Raw genomic sequence first — 19,658 nt, 5'->3', positions numbered from 1 at the left:
GAGCTGCCCGCGGGGTGTCAGTCACCTGGACAGTCGGCGGGCGCCGAGCGGGGTGATGGCGCTGAGCCCGGACCAGGCCAGCATCGCCGCCACGCTGGCCAGGGCGGTGCCGCCGAGGCCGCGTTCGACGATGATCGGGGTGAACGACGTCAGCGACAGCATTCCGGCGCCGGCGGCGAGCGCCGCGGCCAGGGCGGCGGTGAAGTCGCGGCGGCAGCAGCGCCAGGTCGAACATCGGATGTGCCTGGAGGTGCTCGACGACCACGAAGCCGGTCAGCAGCAGGAGCCCGGCGCCGAACAGGCCGAGCGTCGCCGGGCCGGTCCAGCCGGTTCGGCCCTGCGCCAGCCCGGCCAGCAGCGCCGCCGGCCCGAACCCGAGTAGCACGGTGCCGGGCACGTCAATCGGGCGCGGGCGCGCCGCCTTCGACTCCGGCAGCCACCCGCGTCCCGCGGCGGCGACCGCGAGCGCGCCGAGCGCTGTGGCCAGGAAGGGCCACCGCCACCCGCCCGTCGCCTGCAGCCCCAGCGCGAGGAACGGGCCGGCCGTGACGCCGGCGCCCAGCGCCGCGCCCCAGATGCCGGTCGCCTGAGCCCGCTGCGGCCCATCCGATAGGCGTGCCCGATCAGGCCGAGGCTGCACGCGACGATTGCGGCGCCGCCGAGCCCCTGCAGGACCCGGCCCACGATCAGGACCAGCGCGTCGGGGGCGGCGGCGCCGACCAATGACGCCGCAGCGAGCAGCAGCGCGCCGATGAGGACGGTGCGGCGGCGGCCGTGGTCGTCGCCGAGCGCGCCGCTGCCGCGCAGCCCGGCCGCGCAGCCGACGCCCATCCCGCTGAGGATCCACGCCTGCCCGCCGACGCCCGCGTGGACCGGCAGCTGCGGCGGGCAGCCTGGCCAGGGGCAGGGTGAACGCGACCAGCACCAGGGCGGTTCCGGCCGCCACGACGGCCAGGACGCTCCCGCGGCGGCCGGATCGCGGCCGGGTCGCGGCTCCGGACTGGACGCATCGGTCATGTCATCCATACAGCCGGCGGCTCCAGGCCGGGGGAGGGTTGCCGAAGGTGGTAATGCCAGCGCCCACCTCGCCTGCACCGGCGCCCGTACCGTGAAGGGCATGGACAACCGCGACGAGGTGCGCGAGTTCTCCGAAACAGCAGGTCCGGCCGGGCGCACTGCACCTGCTGCACGCGATGACCGACGCGCTCGCGTTCGTCCGCAACGGCCGCCTCGGCATCCTCGCCGCAAACCGCTCGCCGAAGCCCTGTACGCACCCGCGTTCGACACCCCGGCCCGGCCGGTGAACCTCGCCGGTTCTGTTTCCTCGACCCCCGCGCCGACGAGCTCCACCCGGACTGGGACGAGGCGGCGAACACCACCGTCGCGCTGCTGCGCACCGAGGCCGGCCGCGACCCCTACGACAAGGCCCTCACCGACCTCGTCGGCGAGCTCGCCACCCGCAGCGACGCCTTCCGCACCCTGCGGGCCGCGCACAACGTCCGCCTGCACCACACCGGCGTCAAAACGCTTCCACCACCCCGTCATCGGCCGCATCGAGCTCGGCTTCGAAGCCATGCCCATGCCCGCCGATCCCGGCCTCACCCTCACCGCCTACAGCGCCGCCGCCGGCACCCCGGCAGCGGACGCGCCCCGGCTCCTGGCCAGCTGGGCCGCATCCACCGAACCCGCCGAGCCCGCCGCGGCCCATGAGGCCGACCGGGCCTGACGCCTCGACCCGATCCACACCCTCCAGGAGTTCACCATCTTCCTCACCGGCACCCTCAACCAGGAAACCAGGTTCGCCGACGGCGACATCCGCGCCGGCATCCCGCGCTTCGACGCCGACGTCCGCGAGGCCGACCTGGCCCTCGTCGACCTGCTCCGGGCCGTTGCCGAGCGCAACGGTGCCACCGTCGCGCAGATCGCGCTCGCCTGGCTGCTCGCTCAGCAGCCGTGGATCGTGCCCATCCCGGCACCCGCAGGCTCGAACGCCTCAACGAGAACCTCGGCGCCGCCGCCGTCGAGCTCACCGCCGATGACCTGCGCGACATCGACGCCGCCGCGGGCGTCGAGATCGTCGGTGCTCGCTACCCCGAGCATCTGGAACGCATGACCAACCTTTGACGCCACCGGGCCGCGAGCTGCTGGACAGTATGTGCCGCTCAAACCCGGGTGAGGATCCCTGCTGGTACTCCTTTCGGCAGGGGCTCCCTGAGTGTCGCTGGCAGGGCTTGTATGGCATGAACGTCATGCTCGCCGACAGTAGACCGGGAGATACTTCGTGAACGCCATGGATGTGCATCCGCGTCGCGCGCTGCTGCGCGGCGTGCTTCTCGGCACAGCCGGGGTTGCCCTCAACGCCTGCACCGATGCACCCAGCGCCGCCCCGAGCCGGCCTGCGCCGACCGGAGCATCACGAAGTGGTCCAGCACCGTCTTCGCCGGCCTCGAGCGCAGTCCTGCTGGCCTATTTCTCTCGGGCCGGCGAGAACTACTTCAACGGCGGCCGGACCCGGCTGACCGTCGGCAACACCCAGGTCGTGGCCGACATGATCACCAGACTTGTCGGCTGCGAGGTGCACCGCATAGAGGCCGCCGAGCCGTACTCCGACGACTATGACCCGACGGTCGCGCGCAACGTGCGGGAACAGCAAGCGAACGCCCGGCCGGGCATCGCGAACCCGCTCCCGTCGATCGGCCGGTACACCACGATCCTGTTGGGCAGCCCGATCTGGAACGTGCGAGCGCCGATGATCATGACAGCGTTCGCGGAGGGCTTCGACTTCACCGGCAAGACGGTCCACCCGCTGACCACGTACGCGGTGAGCGGCTTGGGCACGACCGAGCGCGACTACGCCGCGTCGTGTCGCGGCGCGACGCTCGGGGAAGGGCTGGCCGTGCGGGGTGAGGAGGCCGGAGACGCCGAGCCGGCGGTCACGGCCTGGCTGCGCCGCATCGGCCTACTCGCCCCCTGACGGGGAAAGATAGCGCCGTTCAGGTCGAATCCAACGTTGCAGCGGACCTACCGGCGTCCGTTACGGCCCAAGTGGCCAGCAGTGCCAAGCCGTCGCTGGATGGCGTGCCGGGCTCGGCGGAGTAGGTGACGATGGTGAGGGTTTCGTCACCGGGCAGTTCGAGTCCTTCGTAGGCGAGTTCCAGCTCGCCGATGGCGGGGTGGCGGAAGCGTTTGGTGCCGTGGGTGTGGACGAAGACGTCTTGGGCGGCCCACCAGGTGCGGAAGGTGTCGCTGCGCATGGACAGCTCGCCGATGAGGTGCATCAGCTGCTGGTCGTGGGGGTGGGCTGCGGCGGCGGTGCGGAGTGAGCCGACAGCGGCGCGGGCGGTTTTCGCCCATTCGGGGTAGAACGCCTGGGCGTGCGGGTCGAGGAACGTGAACCGCATCGTGTTGACCGGCAGGGTCGGGTGGGCGGCGAACATCGGGGCGTAGAGCGCGCGGCCGAGCGGGTTCGCGGCGAGGATGTCGAAGCGGTGGGTGCGCAGGAACGCCGGGACACCGGTCATGGAGTCCAGTAGCCGGCGCACGGCCGGGCGGATCTCTGGCGTGCTGGGGCGGCGCCGGGAGCGGGCTGGGGCGGGACCGGCGGCGCGGGCGAGGTTGTGCAGGTAGGTCGTTTCGGTGTCGTCGAGCTGCAGGGCGCGGGCCAGCGCGGAAAGGACGCTGTCGGAGGCGCCGGCGAGGTTGCCGCGCTCGAGGCGGGTGTAGTACTCGACGCTGACCCCGGCGAGGGCGGCGACCTCGCCGCGGCGCAGCCCGGCGACGCGGCGGCTGCCGCCGGCGGGGATGCCGGCCTGATCGGGGCTGATTTTGGCGCGGCGGGTGGTGAGGAAGGCGCGGACCTCGCCGCGGTTGTCCATGCCCATAGCACCAGGCTAGGCGGCGTGCCGGGCGTGAGGGGGTCCCTGTCGGTACCCCTTTCACAGGTGGCTCCCTGCCAGAGGTGGGTAGGTGTCTGATGGAGGAAGGACGCCATGCTCGACCGCCGCGCCACCAAGTCGCTCGTGCGCATCAGCGCCGCCTGAAAGGACCTCGCATGTCCACAATCCCGCAGTTGACGCTGAACAACGGCGTCACGATGCCCGCCCTCGGCTTCGGCGTCTTCCAGACACCGCCCGAGGAGACCCGCGCCGCCGTCGACGCCGCCTTGCAGACCGGGTACCGGCACATCGACACCGCCGCCGCCTACGGCAACGAACGGCAGGTCGGCGAGGCCGTCGCCGCGTCCGGCCTCGACCGCGGCGCGGTGTTCCTGGAGACGAAGATCTGGATCAGCGACTACGGCTCCGACGAGACCCTGCACGGCTACACCAAGAGCGCCACCAAGCTGGGCGTCGAGCAGATCGACCTGCTCATCCTGCACCAGGCCCTGCCGTCGGAGTTCGGACGGACTCGCGAGGCGTACCGAGCGCTGGAGAGACTGTACGCCGACGGGAAGGTACGCGCGATCGGGGTCAGCAACTTCATGGTCGAGCACCTGACCGCCTTGCTGGACAAGGCCACCGTGGTCCCGGCGGTGAACCAGATCGAGGTCCACCCGTACTTCACCCAGCCCGAGGTTCAGGCGTTCGGCGCCGAGCACGGCATCGCCACCCAGGCGTGGTCACCGATCGGCGGCATCACCTTCTACCGCGACGGCGAGCACACCAGCACCCTGCAGGACCCGGTCATCGGCGACATCGCTCAGCAGCACGGCAAGAGCCCGGCGCAGGTGATGCTGCGCTGGCACCTGCAGCAGGGCCGCTCCGCGATCCCCAAGTCGACGAATCCGCAGCGTATCGCCGAGAACTTCGCCGTCTTCGACTTCGACCTCACCGACGACGAGCTCGCCGCGATCGACGGCCTGGACACCGGCCGTCGTGGAGGCCCCGAACCGGCCGACATCACCCTCGCCACCTTCGGCCGGCCGATCCCCGAAGCCTGACCTACCCGTGGCCAGCCCCCTGCATCTGGGGGCGGCCGGACCGAATCCGACGACGATACGGAGCAGCTACCATGCGAACTGCGGCACTCGGTGACCTCAAGGTCGCCCGCATCGGGCTCGGCGCGATGGGCATGTCCCACGGCTACACCGGCGCCGGCACCGACGACGCCGAGTCGATCCGCACCGTCCACCGCGCCCTCGACCTCGGCGTCACCCTCATCGACACCGCCGAGATCTACGGCCCGTACGTCAACGAGGAACTCGTCGGCCGGGCCATCAGAGGCCGCCGCGACCAGGTCGTCCTGGCCACCAAGTTCGGGCTCGTCAGCCGCGTCGAAGAGAACACGGCCGCCGACGCCATCGAGCTCAGCCCCGGACAGCTCGCGACCCTCGACAGCCTCGCCCCGGCAGAAGGCGGCCACCACACCGACGAGCAGATGACCATGATCGAACGCTAAGGGGTGTCTCACCTGGTGATCTTTGTGAGTCGGCGGTGGCAGATGAGGATTGCGGCGAGGTCGGCAAACGCTTGGAAATGCTCGGCTTTGCGTTCGTAGCGGCGGGCGAGGCGGCGGTTGTTGGCGAACCAGGACAGGCATGACTCGACGATCCACCGGTGCCGACCGAGGCGTTGGGAGGACTCGACGCCCTTGCGGGCGATGCGGACCGTGATGCCTCTGCGGCGGATCTCGGCCCGGCCCACCGCCTCGACCGCAGCCCCGCCCAGCTCCTCCAGCTGGGCGACCTGACCGTCATGAACATCCGCCAAGGCCCCGTCACCCACCTCGAGCCCGGCGATGTCGCGCGGTTCGCGACGCTCACCGGCCTGCACGTCGACGAGGTCGCCGCGCTGTGCCTGTCCGCGCACGCCAGCCGCTGTGCGCCGCTGCAGGCGACCTTCCTCGGCCGGCGCCGCGACCCGGCCCGGCCCGGCACCAACGAACTGTGGATCTTCGGCCGGTTCGGCCGCTACTGCCCGGCCTGTCTGGCTGGCCCCCGCCCGAACGCCGCACGCCGGAGCCCGGCGCCGCGTCCCCGCTCGAGCAATCGCTGCTGCGCCTGCAGCACCGCATCCATTGGAGCAGACGGGGTCGGTACGGCGTGGGCGGTCGGCTGCGGAGACCGAGCCGAAGCGTGCGTTGCCTGTGGCCGCGGAGTTCCGTGGTCTGTTGCCGGTTGGACTGCGGCGGGGCCGCGCGGTGTTGGTGACGGCGTCCGGGCCGGCCAGCTATCGGAGAACGAAACCGGCGTACGACAGACACTGAGGCTTCCGCGTGGACGATGCGCTCGCCATGCCCATGAGGAATTGCGTAAGCGCTGGTGAGTTGTAATTGCATGGGCGCCGACATCCTCGGTGCGGTGGCGGGCTTGTGTAGTTCCAGCTCACCACTGGTCAGGGCGCTGACAGAGGCCTGCCGGTAGTCTCAGCCAAGCGTCGATCACAATCTGGAGAACAGACGGCGCTAACCAACAGGGGGAGCACTCGATGACAGCGAGCCACGCCGGCTCGACCGAGACCGCGGCAACCATAGCGGCGGATGCGATCAGGCTGCGGATCTTACAGCAACGTCTGCTGCCCGGTGTGCACGTGCGTCAGGACGAACTCGCCGCTGAGCTGGGCATGAGCCGGGTTCCTGTCCGCGAGGCGCTGAAGATGCTGACTGTGGATGGGCTGGTGACGTACGAGCCGAATCGCGGCTATTTCGTCACGAGGCTGTCCCAGTCGGAGATGCTCCAGCTGTACTGGCTGCGTGAGGTCGTGGAGGACGAGTTGATGAGGACGGTCCGGTGGCCGTCCGCCAGCGAATTAGCGGCGCTTGAAGCGCAGAATCAACGCATGAAGCAGGCCGACATCACGGTTGAGGAGATGGTGGCGGCCACCGACGCGTTCCACTCCGCGATCTTCGCCTTGTCGCCCAAGCACGTTCTTGCCCGTGAAGTGCGGCGGTGGTGGGCGGTGTCCACTGCCTACCGGGCGCTGTCGATCAGCATTCACGTCCGAGAGCAGGGCGAGGCCGACGGCGACCACGACAGGTTCGTGCGGGCCCTTGCCGAACAGGACCGGGAGCTGTTGCTGGCAGTGTCACGTCAGCACCGCGAGACGACCATCGGCCGGCTTCTTCCAGTTCTGCCCAGCTCCAGCTGAGAGTGACCGGCAATCGGGCGTAAGTCGGTCAGAAGATCAGATCGGGACGGCAAGCGGGCACAGGCATCAACGATCATGTGAGTTCTCTACGCTCTGTGGTCGACAAGGATGCCCGTGCCCGCAGCGCAGTCTGTGGTCAGGCCGGCTGCTCGGGCGAGGGCCTGGCCGGGCGAGTCGGGTTGCGTCTGGCTTGGCGCCGGTTCAACCAGGATGCCAACGGTGGTGTGACAGCGAGCACGATGAGCAGGCGCAGTACCTGGACCGCCATGACGTAGGTGGGGTTGCTACCAGTGTCCGTGGCCGCGGCCAAGACGGCGACGATGCCACCAGGCGTTGTCGCGAGGTAGGCGGTCAGCCCGTCCACAGGAGTCAGCCAGGCGAGCAGTGCTCCGAGCGCGGCGGTCACCGCGACGACCGCGACCACCAGGAGGACCACCACCGGCAGCATGCGCGCGATCGAGATGAGGCTCGCCCGGGTGAACCGCAGTCCCACCTGTGCGCCGACGAGCGCGTATCCGAGCCATTGTGCTGGTTGCGGCACGTCGACCGGGCCGAGCCAGCCGGTGGCGGCCAGGACCGCGGCGGCAGCGAGGGGGCACAGGAGGCTGCCTGTCGCGACGGGAACGAAGCGGGCGGTCAGTAGACCGATGAGGGCGGCGCCGGCGACGAAAACTGCGGACGGCCACACCGGCGCGTGCGGGGCAGCCACTGGCCCGAGCCCGCCCGTCGCGTGGAACGCGAGCGCCACGACGGCGGGCATCGAGAACAGGACGGCCAGTAGCCGGAGCTGCTGTACGACGGCAACGACGCGATCATCGGCTCCGAGGTCGTGGGCGACCGCGCTCACCCCTGCCCCGCCACCGGCGATCATCGCGAATGCCCCGGTCGCGGCGCTGACGTCGGCTCGCAACGCGAGCAGTCGGCCGGCGAGCACGCTGATGACGACGGTGGCCAGGGTGACTGCCGTGATCGCGACGAGGTCGGCGCCGATCGCGGCGAGCGCTGATGGGGTGACCATGGTGCCGATGACGACGCCGATCAGTGCCTGACCGAGCCGTGTGGCGGGCTCGGGCATGTGCAGCGGCGTGCGGGAGAGTAGCGCGTACCCGGTTGCGGACAGCAGCGAACCGAACAGCACCGGCGCGGGCAGGCCGACGAGATCCAAAACGGCGCTGGCCGCCGTCGTGGCCGCCGCGATGGTCAGGTAGGGCAGGGCATAGGCGCGCCACTGAATGCTGTTCATGGTCGGCCGGGCACCCGACCGACCGCGTCGGTCGGCGTCGCTGCGGAATCGACGATCCAGTGCCAGTCCCGGCGCCACAGGTAGTCGACCGCGCGCCGTCGCAACCTCCAGGCGTCGCCGTCGGCCGTGATTACGTCGTCGTAGCGGCCCATCGATTCAGGCCTGCACAGCGGGTCGAGCACGCGCCAGCGTGCCCTGCCGATGAAGGTACTGGCGTCGACGCGTTCGAGGTGGACGTTGAAGGTGTCATGGACGTAACCGGGGCGGCTACCGGACACGGCCATCATGTGCTCCACGATGGCGGATCGACCTGTCCTTGTGACGGGCTCGCTGGGTCCCTCCGGCCGTGGGTAGGTGATGATGACCTCGGCGTCCTTGGTGAAGCAGGCTTCGATCATCCGGGGGTCGTGATCATCAATCGCGTGGGCGTAGCGGGCGTAGAGGTTCAGTAGCGCCAGGTGTTCGGTGGCATCCAGCATCGGTGTCGCCACGGCGATCTCCTCCCGATAGCCCGGCACGGGTTCGTGCGGGGTGGGCGGTTTGTTGGGCGGGTCAGTGAAGCGGCGAGAAGGCCGTCGGTTCCAGCGCGAGGGATACGGTCTCCGTCACGAGTGTGCCGTTGACCATCGACGCTGCTCGCGCCGCGACCCATTCGGGGTCAGCCCGGAATCTGGTCCAGTTGCCGATCGGGTCTCCGGTGTGCCGCACGAGGTAGACCAGGCGGTTGTCGTCGGCGGCGACGGTCCAGATTCCGACGACGTCGATGCCATGGCGTCGTAGCAGCCGCACCGAGTGGTCTCGGAATCGTGCAACGAGATCGGCCCTGTGGCCGGGCGGGCTGGTGTAGGTCAGCAGTTCGTACACGGCGAGTACCTCGATTGGCGTGATCTGCGACGACGGGCTGGCCGCGGCGAACCTGGATGAGGTCTGGTGCGGCCCGCATGTGTCTGATACGTTTCCGCCATCCTACAGATTGGATCCGATCGTGAATAGTATTGTGGATACTCCAGCCCTCGGCGGGGACGAGGTGCTGCGCCGGATCGAGCAACGGCGGGGCGCGGTACTGCCCGTGCACAACCTCATGGCGGAGCTGGATCCGCAGTTTCTGGACCTGTTCGACGAGATGTACTGCCACACCCTCGGGGTGGACCCGGTGCCCGCGGACGGCCGTCTGTCGGCTTCCTACCGCGAGCTGATCTGCGCCTGCGCGTGCGCGGTCGCGAACGCCCCGGTGACCACGATCGCCCGGCATCTGCGGCGGGCCCTGGACCTCGGCCTGACCGAGCAGGAGGCCATCGACGGGTTTCATGCGCTGCTCATTCCGTGCGGCGGGCTGGCAGTGGCCGCCGGCGTACGGGCGATGATGCTCCTGCGAGACCAGGCCGCCGAGGCCTGATCGTGACCGCCGGGACCAAACCTCGCGCCGCGGGCCTGGTCCGCCGCGGGCCGTTGCGTGCGCTCTGGGGCCCAGGGGTGCTGGACCGTCTCGGCGCCGAGCTCGCCCGGCTCAACGTGCGGCGCGGGCTGCTCGTCTGCGGGTCGACGCTCGGCGGCGACCGCGCTGTGCTGGCGCGCGTCCTCGGCGCCGCCGGCGGTCGCATCACTGATGTCTACGCCGGTGTGGAGGCGCACAGCCCGATCGCATCCGTTGAGACCGGCGTCCAGGTCATGCGGGCGCATTCGTGCGACGCGATCATCGCGCTCGGCGGCGGGTCGGTGCTGGTGACCGCGAGGGCGATGGCTGTGCTGCTGGCTGAGGACGCTCCGCTGCGCGACCTGGTCACCTACCGTGCGCCGGACGGCCGGTTCGTCAGCCCGCGACTGAACACCCCGAAGGTGCCCATCGTGGTGCTGCCGACCACACCCACGACCGCCGTTCCCGGGGCGGCGACCGCCGTCACGGTGCCCGGCGAGGACGGCCGGCTGGCCATGTTCGACCCGAAGACCCGCGCCGCCTCGATCCTCATCGACCCGACGCTGCTCGATACCGCCCCGGCCGCGGTGGTCCGGTCGGCGGCGTTCAACTCCCTGGCGATGTCCGTAGAGGGGCTGGTCTCCGCGCGGGCGAATCCTTTCTCCGACGCCTGGCACATCCATTCGTTGCGCCTGCATGCGCGGCACGTCCCGCTGATCGACGCAGGCGGGGCGGACCGGGTGACGATGGTGCTGGCGAGCATGATGTGCGCGGAGGGTGCCGACCTGTCCGGCGTCGGGCTGACTGCCGCGTTGTCGCACGTGATCGGGCACCGCTTCCACGCGTCCAACGGGGATGTCGACGTCGTCGTGCTGCCGCACGTGCTCGACTTCGTCGCCTCCGACGAGAACGTCGGCCGGCGCTTGGCGGGCGCCTGCGAGGCGGCGGGCATCGGCGACGTGCCCACGATGCTCGCCAACCTGCGGACGCCGGTGTCGTTACGCTCGCTGGGCGTCGGCGAGCAGGACCTAGATGCCATCGCCGCAGCCGCGGCGACCGACTTCGCGTTCAGCACGAGTCCTCGCCACGTTCGAATCGAAGACGCCGTGGCCGTCTTGCGCGCCGCACTCTGACCGCGCGGACGGCGCAGGAGCCGTCGCGGGCCGGTGCGGACTCCACCCCCAACGCATCGAGGGAAGTGACATGCCGTCCTATCGAGACATCCACGAGCGTAGCATCGACGATCCCCTTGGCTTCTGGGCCGACCAGGCCGCGCTGATCGACTGGACCCGCCAGCCGATGCGGATTCTGGACGACAGCCGTGCGCCGTTCTATCGCTGGTTCGCCGACGGCAGCCTCAACACCTGCTTCAACGCGCTGGACCGGCACGTGCTGGCCGGAAACGGTGGCCGCACCGCGTTGCGCTTCCACAGCGCCATGACCGGCGACAGGCTGCGCCTGTCCTACGCCGAGTTGCTCGCCGCGGTGGCGGCCTGCGCCGGTGCGCTGCGGGACCTCGGTGTCCGCACCGGTGACCGGGTCGTGCTCTACATGCCAATGATCCCGGAGGCGGTGATCGCGATGCTCGCCTGCGCCCGTCTCGGCGCCGTGCACTCTGTCGTGTTCGGTGGGTTCGCGGCGCACGAGCTCGCAGCTCGCATCGATGACGCCCAGCCTACGGTGATCGTCGCCGCGTCGTGCGGTATCGAGCCCTCCCGCGTGGTGGACTACAAGTCGATCCTGGACCGGGCCCTCGACATCGCCACCCACCGCCCGCTGGCCTGCCTGGTCAAGCAGCGCCCGCAGGCTCCTGCGGCGCTCGCCGCGCCGCGTGACGTCGACTGGGACGCCGCGGTGGCCGCGTCGGCGCCGGCCGACTGCGTGGAGGTGGCCGCGACGGATCCCCTGTACATCCTCTACACCTCCGGGACCACGGCCCGGCCCAAGGGCATTGTTCGGGACAACGGCGGACACGCCGTGGCCATGGCCTGGTCGATGCGCAACGTCTACGACATCGGTCCTGACGACGTGTGGTGGGCGGCGTCCGACGTCGGATGGGTCGTGGGCCACTCCTACATCGTCTACGCTCCGCTCATCGCCGGCGCTACGACGGTGCTCTACGAGGGCAAGCCCGTTGGGACACCGGACGCGGGTGCCTTCTGGCGCGTCGTTGAGGAGTACGGCGTCCGGGGGCTCTTCGCCGCGCCGACCGCGATCCGGGCCATCAAGAAGGAGGACCCCGACGGCACGCTCCTTGCCCGGCACGACGTGTCCTGTCTGCGGAACCTGTTCATGGCCGGCGAACGACTCGACCCGGCCACCTACGAATGGGCGTCCCAACACCTCGGCGTCCCGGTCGTGGACAACTGGTGGCAGACGGAGACCGGCTGGCCAATCGCCTCGAACCTGCGCGGCCTGGCGCCCATGCCGATCAAGGCCGGTTCGCCGTCGGTTCCGGTGCCCGGCTACGACGTGCGGATCCTCGATTCCGCCGGACGCCCGTGCGCACCGAACACGGAAGGCGACATCTGCATCCGCCTCCCGCTTCCCCCGGGCACGCTGCCGACACTCTGGCACGACGACGATCGCTACGTCGCCTCGTACCTGTCGGCCCATGCCGGCTACTACTTATCCGCCGACAGCGGGTACATGGACGAGGACGGCTACCTGTTCGTCATGGGCCGCACCGACGACGTGATCAACGTCGCTGGCCATCGCCTGTCGACCGGCGCCATCGAGGCCGTCCTTGCCTCCCATCCGGCCGTCGCCGAATGCGCCGTCATCGGGGTGGCCGATCCGCTCAAGGGCCAGATCCCCCGCGGCTTCGTGGTCCTCAAGGCCGGGGTCGCCCTCAACCAAGGGGACGTCGGCGGGCAACTGGTCGCTCTCGTCCGCGATGAGATCGGGGCTGTCGCGGCGTTCAAGGACGTCGTAGTGGTGCCGATGCTGCCCAAGACCAGATCGGGCAAGATCCTGCGCCGCACCATGCGGCAGATGGCCGACGGTGAAGCGCCCGACATCCCGTCCACCATCGAGGACCCGTCGGCGCTCGACGCCCTCGCACCGCTGCTCGTCCGTTCGTCGGACGCGCCGCTGCGGTCGGGCTGAGGGCACCGCACGCCACCAGCCGTTTCATGTACAAAACATCCCCTTGACGCCTGCGGAACGGAGAAGTAGCGTGCGTCACATGTCCAAGATTGGATCCACAATTGAATCCGAAGTTGGCGAAGGACTGGTTGTCGGCTGTTTCTCCGGCTTTCTCGGCGACCGCGCCGACGGGATGACGGCCCTGCTCCGCTCGGGCGTCGACGTGCTGGTCGGCGACTATCTCGCGGAGCTGACCATGCTCATCCTCCGCAAGAACGTCGACCGCGGCGGCGTCGGCTATGCCCGCGCGTTCCTCGACCAGATCGGCCCGCACCTCGGTCAGATCGCGGCGCAGGGCGTGAAGGTCGTCGTCAACGCCGGCGGGCTCGACCCGCTGCGATGCGCCGCGGACCTGCGGGCCCTGTGCGCCGATCGCGGGGTGGCGCTGCGCGTGGCCGCGATCACGGGTGACGACGTGCGGCAGCAGCTGCCCACGATGTTTCCGGACGGTTCCGGACCGGTCAACATCGACACCGGCGAGGCCCTGCCGGTGGCCGAGGTCGAGGTGCTGACGGCCAACGCCTATCTGGGCGCCTGGCCGATCGTCGAAGCGCTCCAGCACGGCGCCGACATCGTCGTGTGCCCGCGGGCCACCGATGCCTCGCTGGTCGTCGGGCCCGCAGCGTGGCGGTTCGGCTGGAACCGCGACGACTGGTCGCGCCTGGCCGGCGCCGTCGTGGCCGGGCACCTCATCGAGTGCGGCTCACAGGTGACCGGCGGCAACTTCGCCTTCTTCACCGAGCACGAGCATCTTGGCACCCCTGGCATGCCGATCGCGGAGGTGCTGCCCAACGGCGACTGCGTCATCACCAAGGCCCGCGACACCGGCGGGATCGTCACCACCGACACCGTCATCGCACAGCTGCTGTACGAGACCGGGCCGGTGGAGTATCAGAACCCCGATGTCATCACCGACCTGTCGACGATCACCCTTGCTGACCTGGGCCACGACCGTGTCCGGGTCACCGGCGTCGCCGGCCGCGCGCCGACGGGCACGACAAAGCTCTCCCTCACCTTCGACGGAGGATTCCGTAACTCGGTCTCCTTCGGGCTGACCGGCCGCAACATCCCGCAGAAGCTGGAGTGGGTGCGCGAGCAGATCGCGACGACCGTCGGGCCCGACTCCTCGTTCGACAGGATCCGTTGGAGCGTCGTCGGCCCCGCGGCCGTGCACGGGAACAAGGACCAGTCCACCGCAATCGTCGTGGTGACCGCCCGGGACCACACGCGGGATCGGATCGGACGCCGGGGGTTCGCCGACAAGTTCGTGGAACTCGTCACCGCCGGGCCGCCCGGCATGTACCTGGTAACCCCGCCTACCGACGCCAAGGCGTATGGCGTGCAGTGGCCGAGCCTGGTCGACAAGCACCACGTCGAGGTCGTCGTACACCTGGACACCGCGGATGCCGTGCCGGTCGCCTGGGGTCCGTCCAGCGACGAGCGTCGCGAGACGCCCGCGCGCCCGAAGCCGGACCTTGACCGGTCCGGCACCGGCGACAGCCGGGTCGCGTTCGGCACCCTCTTCGGAACGCGGTCCGGCGACAAGGGCGGCATGGCCAACGTGGGCGTGTGGGCCCGCAGTGAACGGGCCTTCGCGTGGCTGTGTCACCACATGACCGCGGAGCGGCTCACCAAGCTCCTACCGGAGCTCGAGTCGCTGCGCGTGGAACGGCATGTTCTGCCCAACCTCAAGGCGGTTAACTTCCTCGTCTTCGGCATCCTCGAGGATGGCGCCGCATCCAGCACCAGCATCGATATCCAGGCGAAAGGGCTCGGCGAATACCTCGCCGCCCAGAAGATCGACGTCCCGGCCGAACTCGTCGACGACCGCGCCTGAACGGTTACGAAGCCGCCCACCCCGTTCGCCGGCGGCTTCGGTGATCCACACCCCGCCGGCAGGTCCTGCCCGCCGGTTCAGCCTCCGTCTCTCAGGTCGACATTGGAGTTCCCATGAAACACATCTTGGCGCGGGCGGTGATGGTCCTGGTCGCGGCCACGACCCTCGCCGCGTGCGGCGACGACGAGCCGCCGGCCACCGTCTCTGGGCCGATGGCCGAGCTGTATCAGCAGGCGCGCAACGAGCCACCGCTGACGTGGTACAGCTCGCAGGACCCCGCCCTCAACGAGGCCCTCGTCACAGCGTTCGGCAAGGCATTTCCCGGCCTTCAGGTGCAACAGCTGCGGCTGGCCAGCGGTGCACTGGCAACCCGCTACGCCCAGGAGCACAACGCCGGCGCGAAGACCGCGGACGTGCTCACCGCCTCGGCGCAGGCGTTCCTCAAAGACGGCTTCACCAAGGGATGGTTCGAGCAGATCGACAAGACGAGCCTCCCGGCGGTGGCGAAGCTGGACGACAAGTGGTTCATCAACGGCGGCGAGGCAACGGCCGCCATCTCACTGTTCGGCATCTGCTACAACACGAACCTGGTCAAGAACCCACCGAAGGACTGGACCGACGCGCTCGACCCGCAGTACAAGGGCAAGATCGCGTTCGCTGACTTCCGCAACGCGCCGCTCTATCTGGACCAGGGCGCCCTGTGGATCGACAACTACGGTGAGCAGTACCTGAGGGACCTCAAGGCGCAGAGCCTCAAGGTCGTCGACAGCATGGTTCCTGGGGTCCAGCAGCTCGCCGCCGGCCAGCTCAGCCTCGCGGTGCCGTGTCCGCCCACGATCATCGAATCGCTCAAGAACGACGGTGCTCCGATCGCTGTGACGTTCCCGCCGAAGGTCGTCGGCGCCGAGTTCGACAGCGTCATCACCAAGGGGACCCGCAGCCCGAGCTTCGCGAAGCTGTTCTACGACTTCATGTTCACCCCCGAGGGGCAGGCGGCGATCAACGGCAAGACGGGCGCGTCGGCGCTCGGCGCCCCGGGCACGACACCGCTGCCGGCTGGCTACACCCGGCCGATCGTGGACAAGCAGCCAGCCACCCTCAAGACGATGCAGGACATCTTCCAGCTGGCCTGACGGCTCACCCCCACCCGAAAGGCACCGAGCAGTGAGCGAGTCACAGATCACTGTCGCCAACGCACGGCGACGATTCACACGCCAGGACAAGTCGACGATCAACGCGCTCGACGACGTCTCGTTCGACGTTGCGGCAGGGGAGTTCCTCGTCCTTCTCGGGCCTTCCGGGTGCGGCAAGTCAACCCTGTTACGGACGATCGCTGGACTGGAGCACCTCGACTCCGGGCGCATCGCATTGGGCGGAACCGCGGTCATCGACACCGGCAAGCGCGTCAACGTACCCACGGAACAGCGGCGCCTCAGCATGATGTTCCAGTCCTATGCTCTCTGGCCGCACATGACGGTCGCCGACAACGTGGCCTACCCGCTGCGGGCCCGGCGCGTGAGCCGGTCCACCATCCAGGCCAGCGTCCAGGAGGTGCTCGCCTCGGTGGGCGTCGGCGAACTGGCACGCCAGTATCCCGGTCAGATCAGCGGCGGGCAAGCGCAGCGGGTCGCCCTCGCCCGGGCGCTGGTCGCCAAGGACAGCATCGTCCTGTTCGACGAGCCGCTGTCCAATGTGGACGCCAAGGTGCGCGAGCGCTTGCGGCACGAGATCGCGCGGCTGCACCGCGAGTCCGGGTTCACCGCGGTCTACGTGACGCACGACCAGGAGGAAGCCCTCACCCTGGCCACCCGCATCATCGTGATGAAGGACGGCCGGGTGTGCCAGTCGGGCACACCGCAGGAGATCTACGACCGGCCCAATTCCCGCTACGTGGCGAGGTTCATGGGTTCCACCAACGAACTTCTGGTCACCCCCACGGGGCAGGTCGTCGACGGGCTCGCGGTCGTCGACTCGCCGATCGGCCCCATGCGGATCGACGGGCCCGAGCCGTCGCCCGGACCCCTGACGGTGTTCTCCAGGCCCGAAGCGTGGAAGATCAACACCGGGGGCGTCGCGGTCGAGGAGCCGAATACCTGGAACGGTCTCATCCGCCAGGTCGTGTTCCTGGGCTCGGTGTCAGACATCACCGTCGAGGTCAACGGCCTGTCCGTGCTCGTGCGGTCCATGGACCGCCGGCTGCGCGCCGGCGACAAGGTCCGGCTGTCCATCGACCCCCGGTCCCTCGTGTGCCGGCCCGACGACCCGGCCGAGGCCGGTAGTGCGCCGCCGCGTCCCGAACTGCGGGTCGACCGACGGGTGGGGGCGCCACGATGACCACGACCGCCCAGGCCCGCTCCAGCGGGCGAAACCGGCGCCGCTTCAGCCCCTTCGACGTCGTCGTCACCGCGGTGTGCGGCGCACTCGTCCTGCTGATCGTCTACCCGCTCGCCGGAACACTGGTCAACATCGCTTCTGGCGAGGAAGGCTCCGTCACCGGCACCTTCGCGGACGTATTCACCGACCGTCGGCTGCTCACCGTCCTGGGCAACACCGCCCTGGTCATCGGCGTCAGCTGCCTGATCGCGATCGTTCTCGGCTCGACCCTGGCCTGGCTCAACGAGCGCACCAACGCCCGGCTGGGCTGGGCCTCGGACGTGCTGCCTGTGGTCTCGCTGCTGGTCCCATCCACGGCCGGCGCCATCGGGTGGGTGCTGCTCGCCTCGCCGGGCGCCGGATTCCTCAACGTCATCATCAGCGACATCAACGACGCGGCGGGCATCGGCCTGCCGCAGCTGAACATCTTCTCCCGGCCCGGGATGATCTTCGTCTACTCGCTGTACATGATCCCGCAGGTCTACCTGGTCGTGGCATCGGCGATGCGCAACATCGACCCCGCCCTTGAAGAGGCCGCCCGCGTCAGCGGCCGACGCACGTTCGCCGTGGTGCGCACGGTGACCCTGCCGGCCGTCGCGCCGGCGATCGTGGCTGGGGCGGTCCTGTCGCTGGTGTTCGGCATCGCGATGTTCTCCGTGCCGCTGATCATCGGCACGCAGGCCAATGTGCCGATTTTGACCGTCGAGATCGTCCGGAAGCTGACGGTGGCGTATCCGCCGGATCTGCTTGGCGCGGTGCTGCTGTCCCTGCTGCTGCTGGTCGCCATCCTCGGGTTCACCGCGCTGAGCCGGGTGGTCACCCGCCGTGGGCACTACGCCACCATCGGCGGGCGCGGCGCGGCACAGAACCCGTACGCCTTCGGCATCGGCGGCCGGACCGTCGCCTGGGTGTTCATGTTCGGCTACATGGCCCTGGGCTGTGCGCTGCCGGTGGCGGCGCTGACGCTGGTGTCGTTCCAGCCGTTCTGGACCGGCAGCTTCACTGCCCCCTTGCGGTTGCGGGCATACGAGCAGCTGTTCCGGTCGGGAAGCGAGACCTACGAGGCGCTGACCAACAGTCTCGTGCTGGGCATCGCCGCTGCGACGATCTGCATGGTGGTCGCGATCCTGGTGGCGTACCGGATCGGCCGGTCGAGGCGGTTCGGGGCACTCCTGGACACGACGACGAAGATTCCCGGGACGGTGTCCCACGTGATCTTCGCGATCGCTTTCGTCAGTGCGCTCGCCGGGCCGCCGCTGCGGCTCGGCGGGACGCTGACAATTCTGCTGCTGGCCTATGTGGTGCTGTACATCACCCAGGCGACGGTGTCGTCGCAGTCGGCCGCGGCTCAGGTCGGCAAGGATCTGCTCGACGCGTCCCGGGTGTCCGGCCGCGGCCCCGCCGAGACCCTGCGCCGGATCTCGCTGCCGCTCATGGCGCCCGGGATCGCCGCCGGCTGGGTGTTCGTGTTCGTCCTGGTCGTCGGGGACATCACGGCCTCGGCGATCCTCGCCGGTACCAAGACGCCGGTGGTGGGTTTCACGATGTTGAGCCTGTTCCAGAACGGCACCTATCCGAACCTGGCCGCGCTGGCCACGGTCATCACTGTGCTGTCGATGGTCGTGGTCGGGGCGGCACTGGTCTGGGTCAATCGGGCACGGAAGCGGGTGAGCCGGTGACCGCCGACAACCAGGCGACGACGGCGGCGGCATCCGCCGACGTCACGGAGCCGGTGCTGCTGACCCAGCGCCACGGCCGCGTCCTCGTCGTCACCATGAACCGGCCCCGGCAGCGCAACGCGCTCAACGCCGCGCTGCGGCGGGCACTGCGCGAGACGTTCGACGCGTTCGAGCAGGACGACGAGCTGCGCTGCGCGGTCCTGGCCGGCAACGGGCCGTCGTTCTGCGCCGGCGGGGACCTCAAGGAGATGGCCGCGACCCAGCTGCAGGCGCCGGGCGAGGACTGGATGAAGATGGTCGGCAGCAACGGCTCACCGGCCAAGCCGGTCGTCGCCGCGGTGCAGGGACACGCCTACGGGGGCGGGTTTCTGCTCGCCCAGGCGTGCGACCTGTGTGTCTGCGACTCGACCGCGCTGTTCGGGATCGCCGAGGTCAAGCGCGGCCGTGGCGCGCCATGGGCTGCCCCGCTCGCGTCGATGCTGCCCAAACGCATCATGACCGAGCTGCTGCTGACCGGCGAGCCGCTGAACGCGACCAGAGCGTACGAGCTCGGCCTGGCCAACCGTCTCGTACCGGAGGGCGAGGCGATCACCGCGGCCGTGGAACTGGCTGCGCTCATCGCCGGCAACGCGCCGCTGAGCGTGGCGGCGGCCAAGCAACTGGTCCAGTTCAGCGCCGAGGTCGGCCAGAGCAGCGCGCTCGTCGCCGCCGGTTGGCTGTACGAGCGCGTCTACGCCAGCAACGACGCGCTCGAGGGACCACGGGCGTTCCGCGAACGCCGAGACCCGACCTGGACCGGAACGTGACAGCGCCGAGATGGTGTCCACCCGTCACCCCGGCGCAGTCAGCGCCGGCGGATGTCAGCCACACGAGCACGACG

At 69.7% G+C, this 19,658-nt stretch carries 20 protein-coding genes and 4 pseudogenes; 17 read left to right on the top strand and 7 right to left on the bottom strand.

Going from position 1 to position 19,658, the window contains the following annotated elements:
• Window positions 1-21: 21 nt before the first annotated feature.
• Window positions 22-162: a hypothetical protein gene (locus tag ACQEVZ_RS06820; protein WP_433362787.1), complete on the bottom strand. Its 141-nt coding sequence runs from the start codon at window positions 160-162 to the stop codon at window positions 22-24.
• Between ACQEVZ_RS06820 and ACQEVZ_RS06815 the strand changes: the two genes are divergently transcribed.
• Window positions 140-382 (top strand): hypothetical protein, encoded by a 243-nt coding sequence (locus tag ACQEVZ_RS06815; protein ID WP_433377283.1) that lies wholly within the window; start codon window positions 140-142, stop codon window positions 380-382. The genes ACQEVZ_RS06820 and ACQEVZ_RS06815 overlap by 23 nt on opposite strands.
• Here ACQEVZ_RS06815 and ACQEVZ_RS06810 read toward each other — a convergent pair.
• The gene (locus ACQEVZ_RS06810; RefSeq protein WP_433362784.1) at window positions 274-1,017 is read right to left on the bottom strand and encodes an MFS transporter; all 744 of its coding nucleotides are present in this window, start codon (window positions 1,015-1,017) and stop codon (window positions 274-276) included. The two genes, ACQEVZ_RS06815 and ACQEVZ_RS06810, sit on opposite strands and share 109 nt — an antisense overlap.
• 306 nt (window positions 1,018-1,323) lie before the next feature.
• On the opposite strand from ACQEVZ_RS06810, the pseudogene ACQEVZ_RS06805 reads away from it, so the two are divergent.
• The 5 genes and pseudogenes from ACQEVZ_RS06805 to ACQEVZ_RS06785 all read left to right on the top strand — a co-directional run.
• A pseudogene (locus tag ACQEVZ_RS06805) lies at window positions 1,324-1,527 on the top strand (transcriptional regulator); the annotation flags it as partial.
• Between the two features lie 16 nt (window positions 1,528-1,543).
• On the top strand, window positions 1,544-1,726 hold the full coding sequence (locus ACQEVZ_RS06800) for a hypothetical protein (protein WP_433376655.1): 183 nt from the start codon (window positions 1,544-1,546) through the stop codon (window positions 1,724-1,726).
• 12 nt (window positions 1,727-1,738) lie between these two features.
• Window positions 1,739-1,915: pseudogene (locus ACQEVZ_RS06795) on the top strand (hypothetical protein); the annotation flags it as partial.
• 38 nt (window positions 1,916-1,953) lie between these two features.
• Window positions 1,954-2,124 carry a hypothetical protein gene (locus ACQEVZ_RS06790; RefSeq protein WP_433362781.1) on the top strand — a complete coding sequence of 57 codons (171 nt, stop codon included), beginning with the start codon at window positions 1,954-1,956 and terminating at the stop codon, window positions 2,122-2,124.
• 166 nt (window positions 2,125-2,290) lie between these two features.
• A complete protein-coding gene (locus tag ACQEVZ_RS06785) occupies window positions 2,291-2,974 on the top strand; it encodes a flavodoxin (RefSeq protein ID WP_433376652.1) in 684 nt (227 codons plus the stop codon).
• Between the two features lie 19 nt (window positions 2,975-2,993).
• On the opposite strand, the gene ACQEVZ_RS06780 is transcribed toward ACQEVZ_RS06785, so the two are convergent.
• On the bottom strand, window positions 2,994-3,881 hold the full coding sequence (locus ACQEVZ_RS06780) for a helix-turn-helix domain-containing protein (protein ID WP_433362778.1): 888 nt from the start codon (window positions 3,879-3,881) through the stop codon (window positions 2,994-2,996).
• Window positions 3,882-4,051: 170 nt separating this feature from the next.
• Between ACQEVZ_RS06780 and ACQEVZ_RS06775 the strand changes: the two genes are divergently transcribed.
• On the top strand, window positions 4,052-4,939 hold the full coding sequence (locus tag ACQEVZ_RS06775; RefSeq protein ID WP_433362775.1) for an aldo/keto reductase: 888 nt from the start codon (window positions 4,052-4,054) through the stop codon (window positions 4,937-4,939).
• A 71-nt stretch (window positions 4,940-5,010) separates the two neighbouring features.
• Window positions 5,011-5,328 (top strand): annotated as a pseudogene (locus ACQEVZ_RS06770) (aldo/keto reductase); the annotation flags it as partial.
• Window positions 5,329-5,405: 77 nt separating this feature from the next.
• Here ACQEVZ_RS06770 and ACQEVZ_RS06765 read toward each other — a convergent pair.
• Window positions 5,406-5,636: pseudogene (locus tag ACQEVZ_RS06765) on the bottom strand (IS5/IS1182 family transposase); the annotation flags it as partial.
• 789 nt (window positions 5,637-6,425) lie between these two features.
• On the opposite strand from ACQEVZ_RS06765, the gene ACQEVZ_RS06760 reads away from it, so the two are divergent.
• Window positions 6,426-7,085: a GntR family transcriptional regulator gene (locus ACQEVZ_RS06760; RefSeq protein WP_433362772.1), complete on the top strand. Its 660-nt coding sequence runs from the start codon at window positions 6,426-6,428 to the stop codon at window positions 7,083-7,085.
• Between the two features lie 136 nt (window positions 7,086-7,221).
• Here ACQEVZ_RS06760 and ACQEVZ_RS06755 read toward each other — a convergent pair whose 3' ends face one another.
• From ACQEVZ_RS06755 to ACQEVZ_RS06745, 3 genes are all read right to left on the bottom strand, one after another.
• The gene (locus tag ACQEVZ_RS06755) at window positions 7,222-8,328 is read right to left on the bottom strand and encodes an AbrB family transcriptional regulator (RefSeq protein WP_433362769.1); all 1,107 of its coding nucleotides are present in this window, start codon (window positions 8,326-8,328) and stop codon (window positions 7,222-7,224) included.
• A complete protein-coding gene (locus ACQEVZ_RS06750; protein ID WP_433362766.1) occupies window positions 8,325-8,819 on the bottom strand; it encodes a nuclear transport factor 2 family protein in 495 nt (164 codons plus the stop codon). The genes ACQEVZ_RS06755 and ACQEVZ_RS06750 overlap by 4 nt, the downstream gene beginning before the upstream one ends.
• A gap of 61 nt (window positions 8,820-8,880) precedes the next feature.
• Entirely contained in the window at window positions 8,881-9,192 is a 312-nt protein-coding gene (locus tag ACQEVZ_RS06745) for an NIPSNAP family protein (protein ID WP_433362763.1), read from the bottom strand.
• 19 nt (window positions 9,193-9,211) lie between these two features.
• On the opposite strand from ACQEVZ_RS06745, the gene ACQEVZ_RS06740 reads away from it, so the two are divergent.
• The 8 genes from ACQEVZ_RS06740 (at window position 9,212) to ACQEVZ_RS06705 (ending at window position 19,584) form a co-directional block, all read left to right on the top strand.
• Window positions 9,212-9,724 carry a carboxymuconolactone decarboxylase family protein gene (locus ACQEVZ_RS06740; RefSeq protein WP_433362760.1) on the top strand — a complete coding sequence of 171 codons (513 nt, stop codon included), beginning with the start codon at window positions 9,212-9,214 and terminating at the stop codon, window positions 9,722-9,724.
• A 2-nt stretch (window positions 9,725-9,726) separates the two neighbouring features.
• Window positions 9,727-10,875 carry an iron-containing alcohol dehydrogenase family protein gene (locus ACQEVZ_RS06735; protein ID WP_433362757.1) on the top strand — a complete coding sequence of 383 codons (1,149 nt, stop codon included), beginning with the start codon at window positions 9,727-9,729 and terminating at the stop codon, window positions 10,873-10,875.
• A gap of 70 nt (window positions 10,876-10,945) precedes the next feature.
• On the top strand, window positions 10,946-12,850 hold the full coding sequence (locus ACQEVZ_RS06730) for an AMP-binding protein (protein ID WP_433362754.1): 1,905 nt from the start codon (window positions 10,946-10,948) through the stop codon (window positions 12,848-12,850).
• Window positions 12,851-12,929: 79 nt separating this feature from the next.
• Entirely contained in the window at window positions 12,930-14,726 is a 1,797-nt protein-coding gene (locus ACQEVZ_RS06725) for an acyclic terpene utilization AtuA family protein (protein WP_433362751.1), read from the top strand.
• Between the two features lie 113 nt (window positions 14,727-14,839).
• Window positions 14,840-15,859 carry an extracellular solute-binding protein gene (locus ACQEVZ_RS06720; RefSeq protein ID WP_433362748.1) on the top strand — a complete coding sequence of 340 codons (1,020 nt, stop codon included), beginning with the start codon at window positions 14,840-14,842 and terminating at the stop codon, window positions 15,857-15,859.
• 31 nt (window positions 15,860-15,890) lie between these two features.
• Entirely contained in the window at window positions 15,891-17,060 is a 1,170-nt protein-coding gene (locus ACQEVZ_RS06715; RefSeq protein ID WP_433362745.1) for an ABC transporter ATP-binding protein, read from the top strand.
• Window positions 17,057-18,778, top strand: coding sequence for an ABC transporter permease (locus tag ACQEVZ_RS06710; protein ID WP_433362742.1), 1,722 nt, complete (start codon window positions 17,057-17,059; stop codon window positions 18,776-18,778). Before ACQEVZ_RS06715 ends, ACQEVZ_RS06710 begins: the two co-directional genes overlap by 4 nt.
• Window positions 18,775-19,584, top strand: coding sequence for an enoyl-CoA hydratase-related protein (locus ACQEVZ_RS06705; protein ID WP_433362739.1), 810 nt, complete (start codon window positions 18,775-18,777; stop codon window positions 19,582-19,584). Before ACQEVZ_RS06710 ends, ACQEVZ_RS06705 begins: the two co-directional genes overlap by 4 nt.
• Window positions 19,585-19,658: the final 74 nt, after the last annotated feature.

It is taken from the genome of Dactylosporangium sp. CA-152071, from assembly GCF_050936335.1.
GTDB classification, from domain to species: Bacteria; Actinomycetota; Actinomycetes; order Mycobacteriales; family Micromonosporaceae; genus Dactylosporangium; species Dactylosporangium maewongense.
Note: the sequence above shows the minus strand (reverse complement) of the source record. Positions and strands in the feature narration are given on the sequence as shown.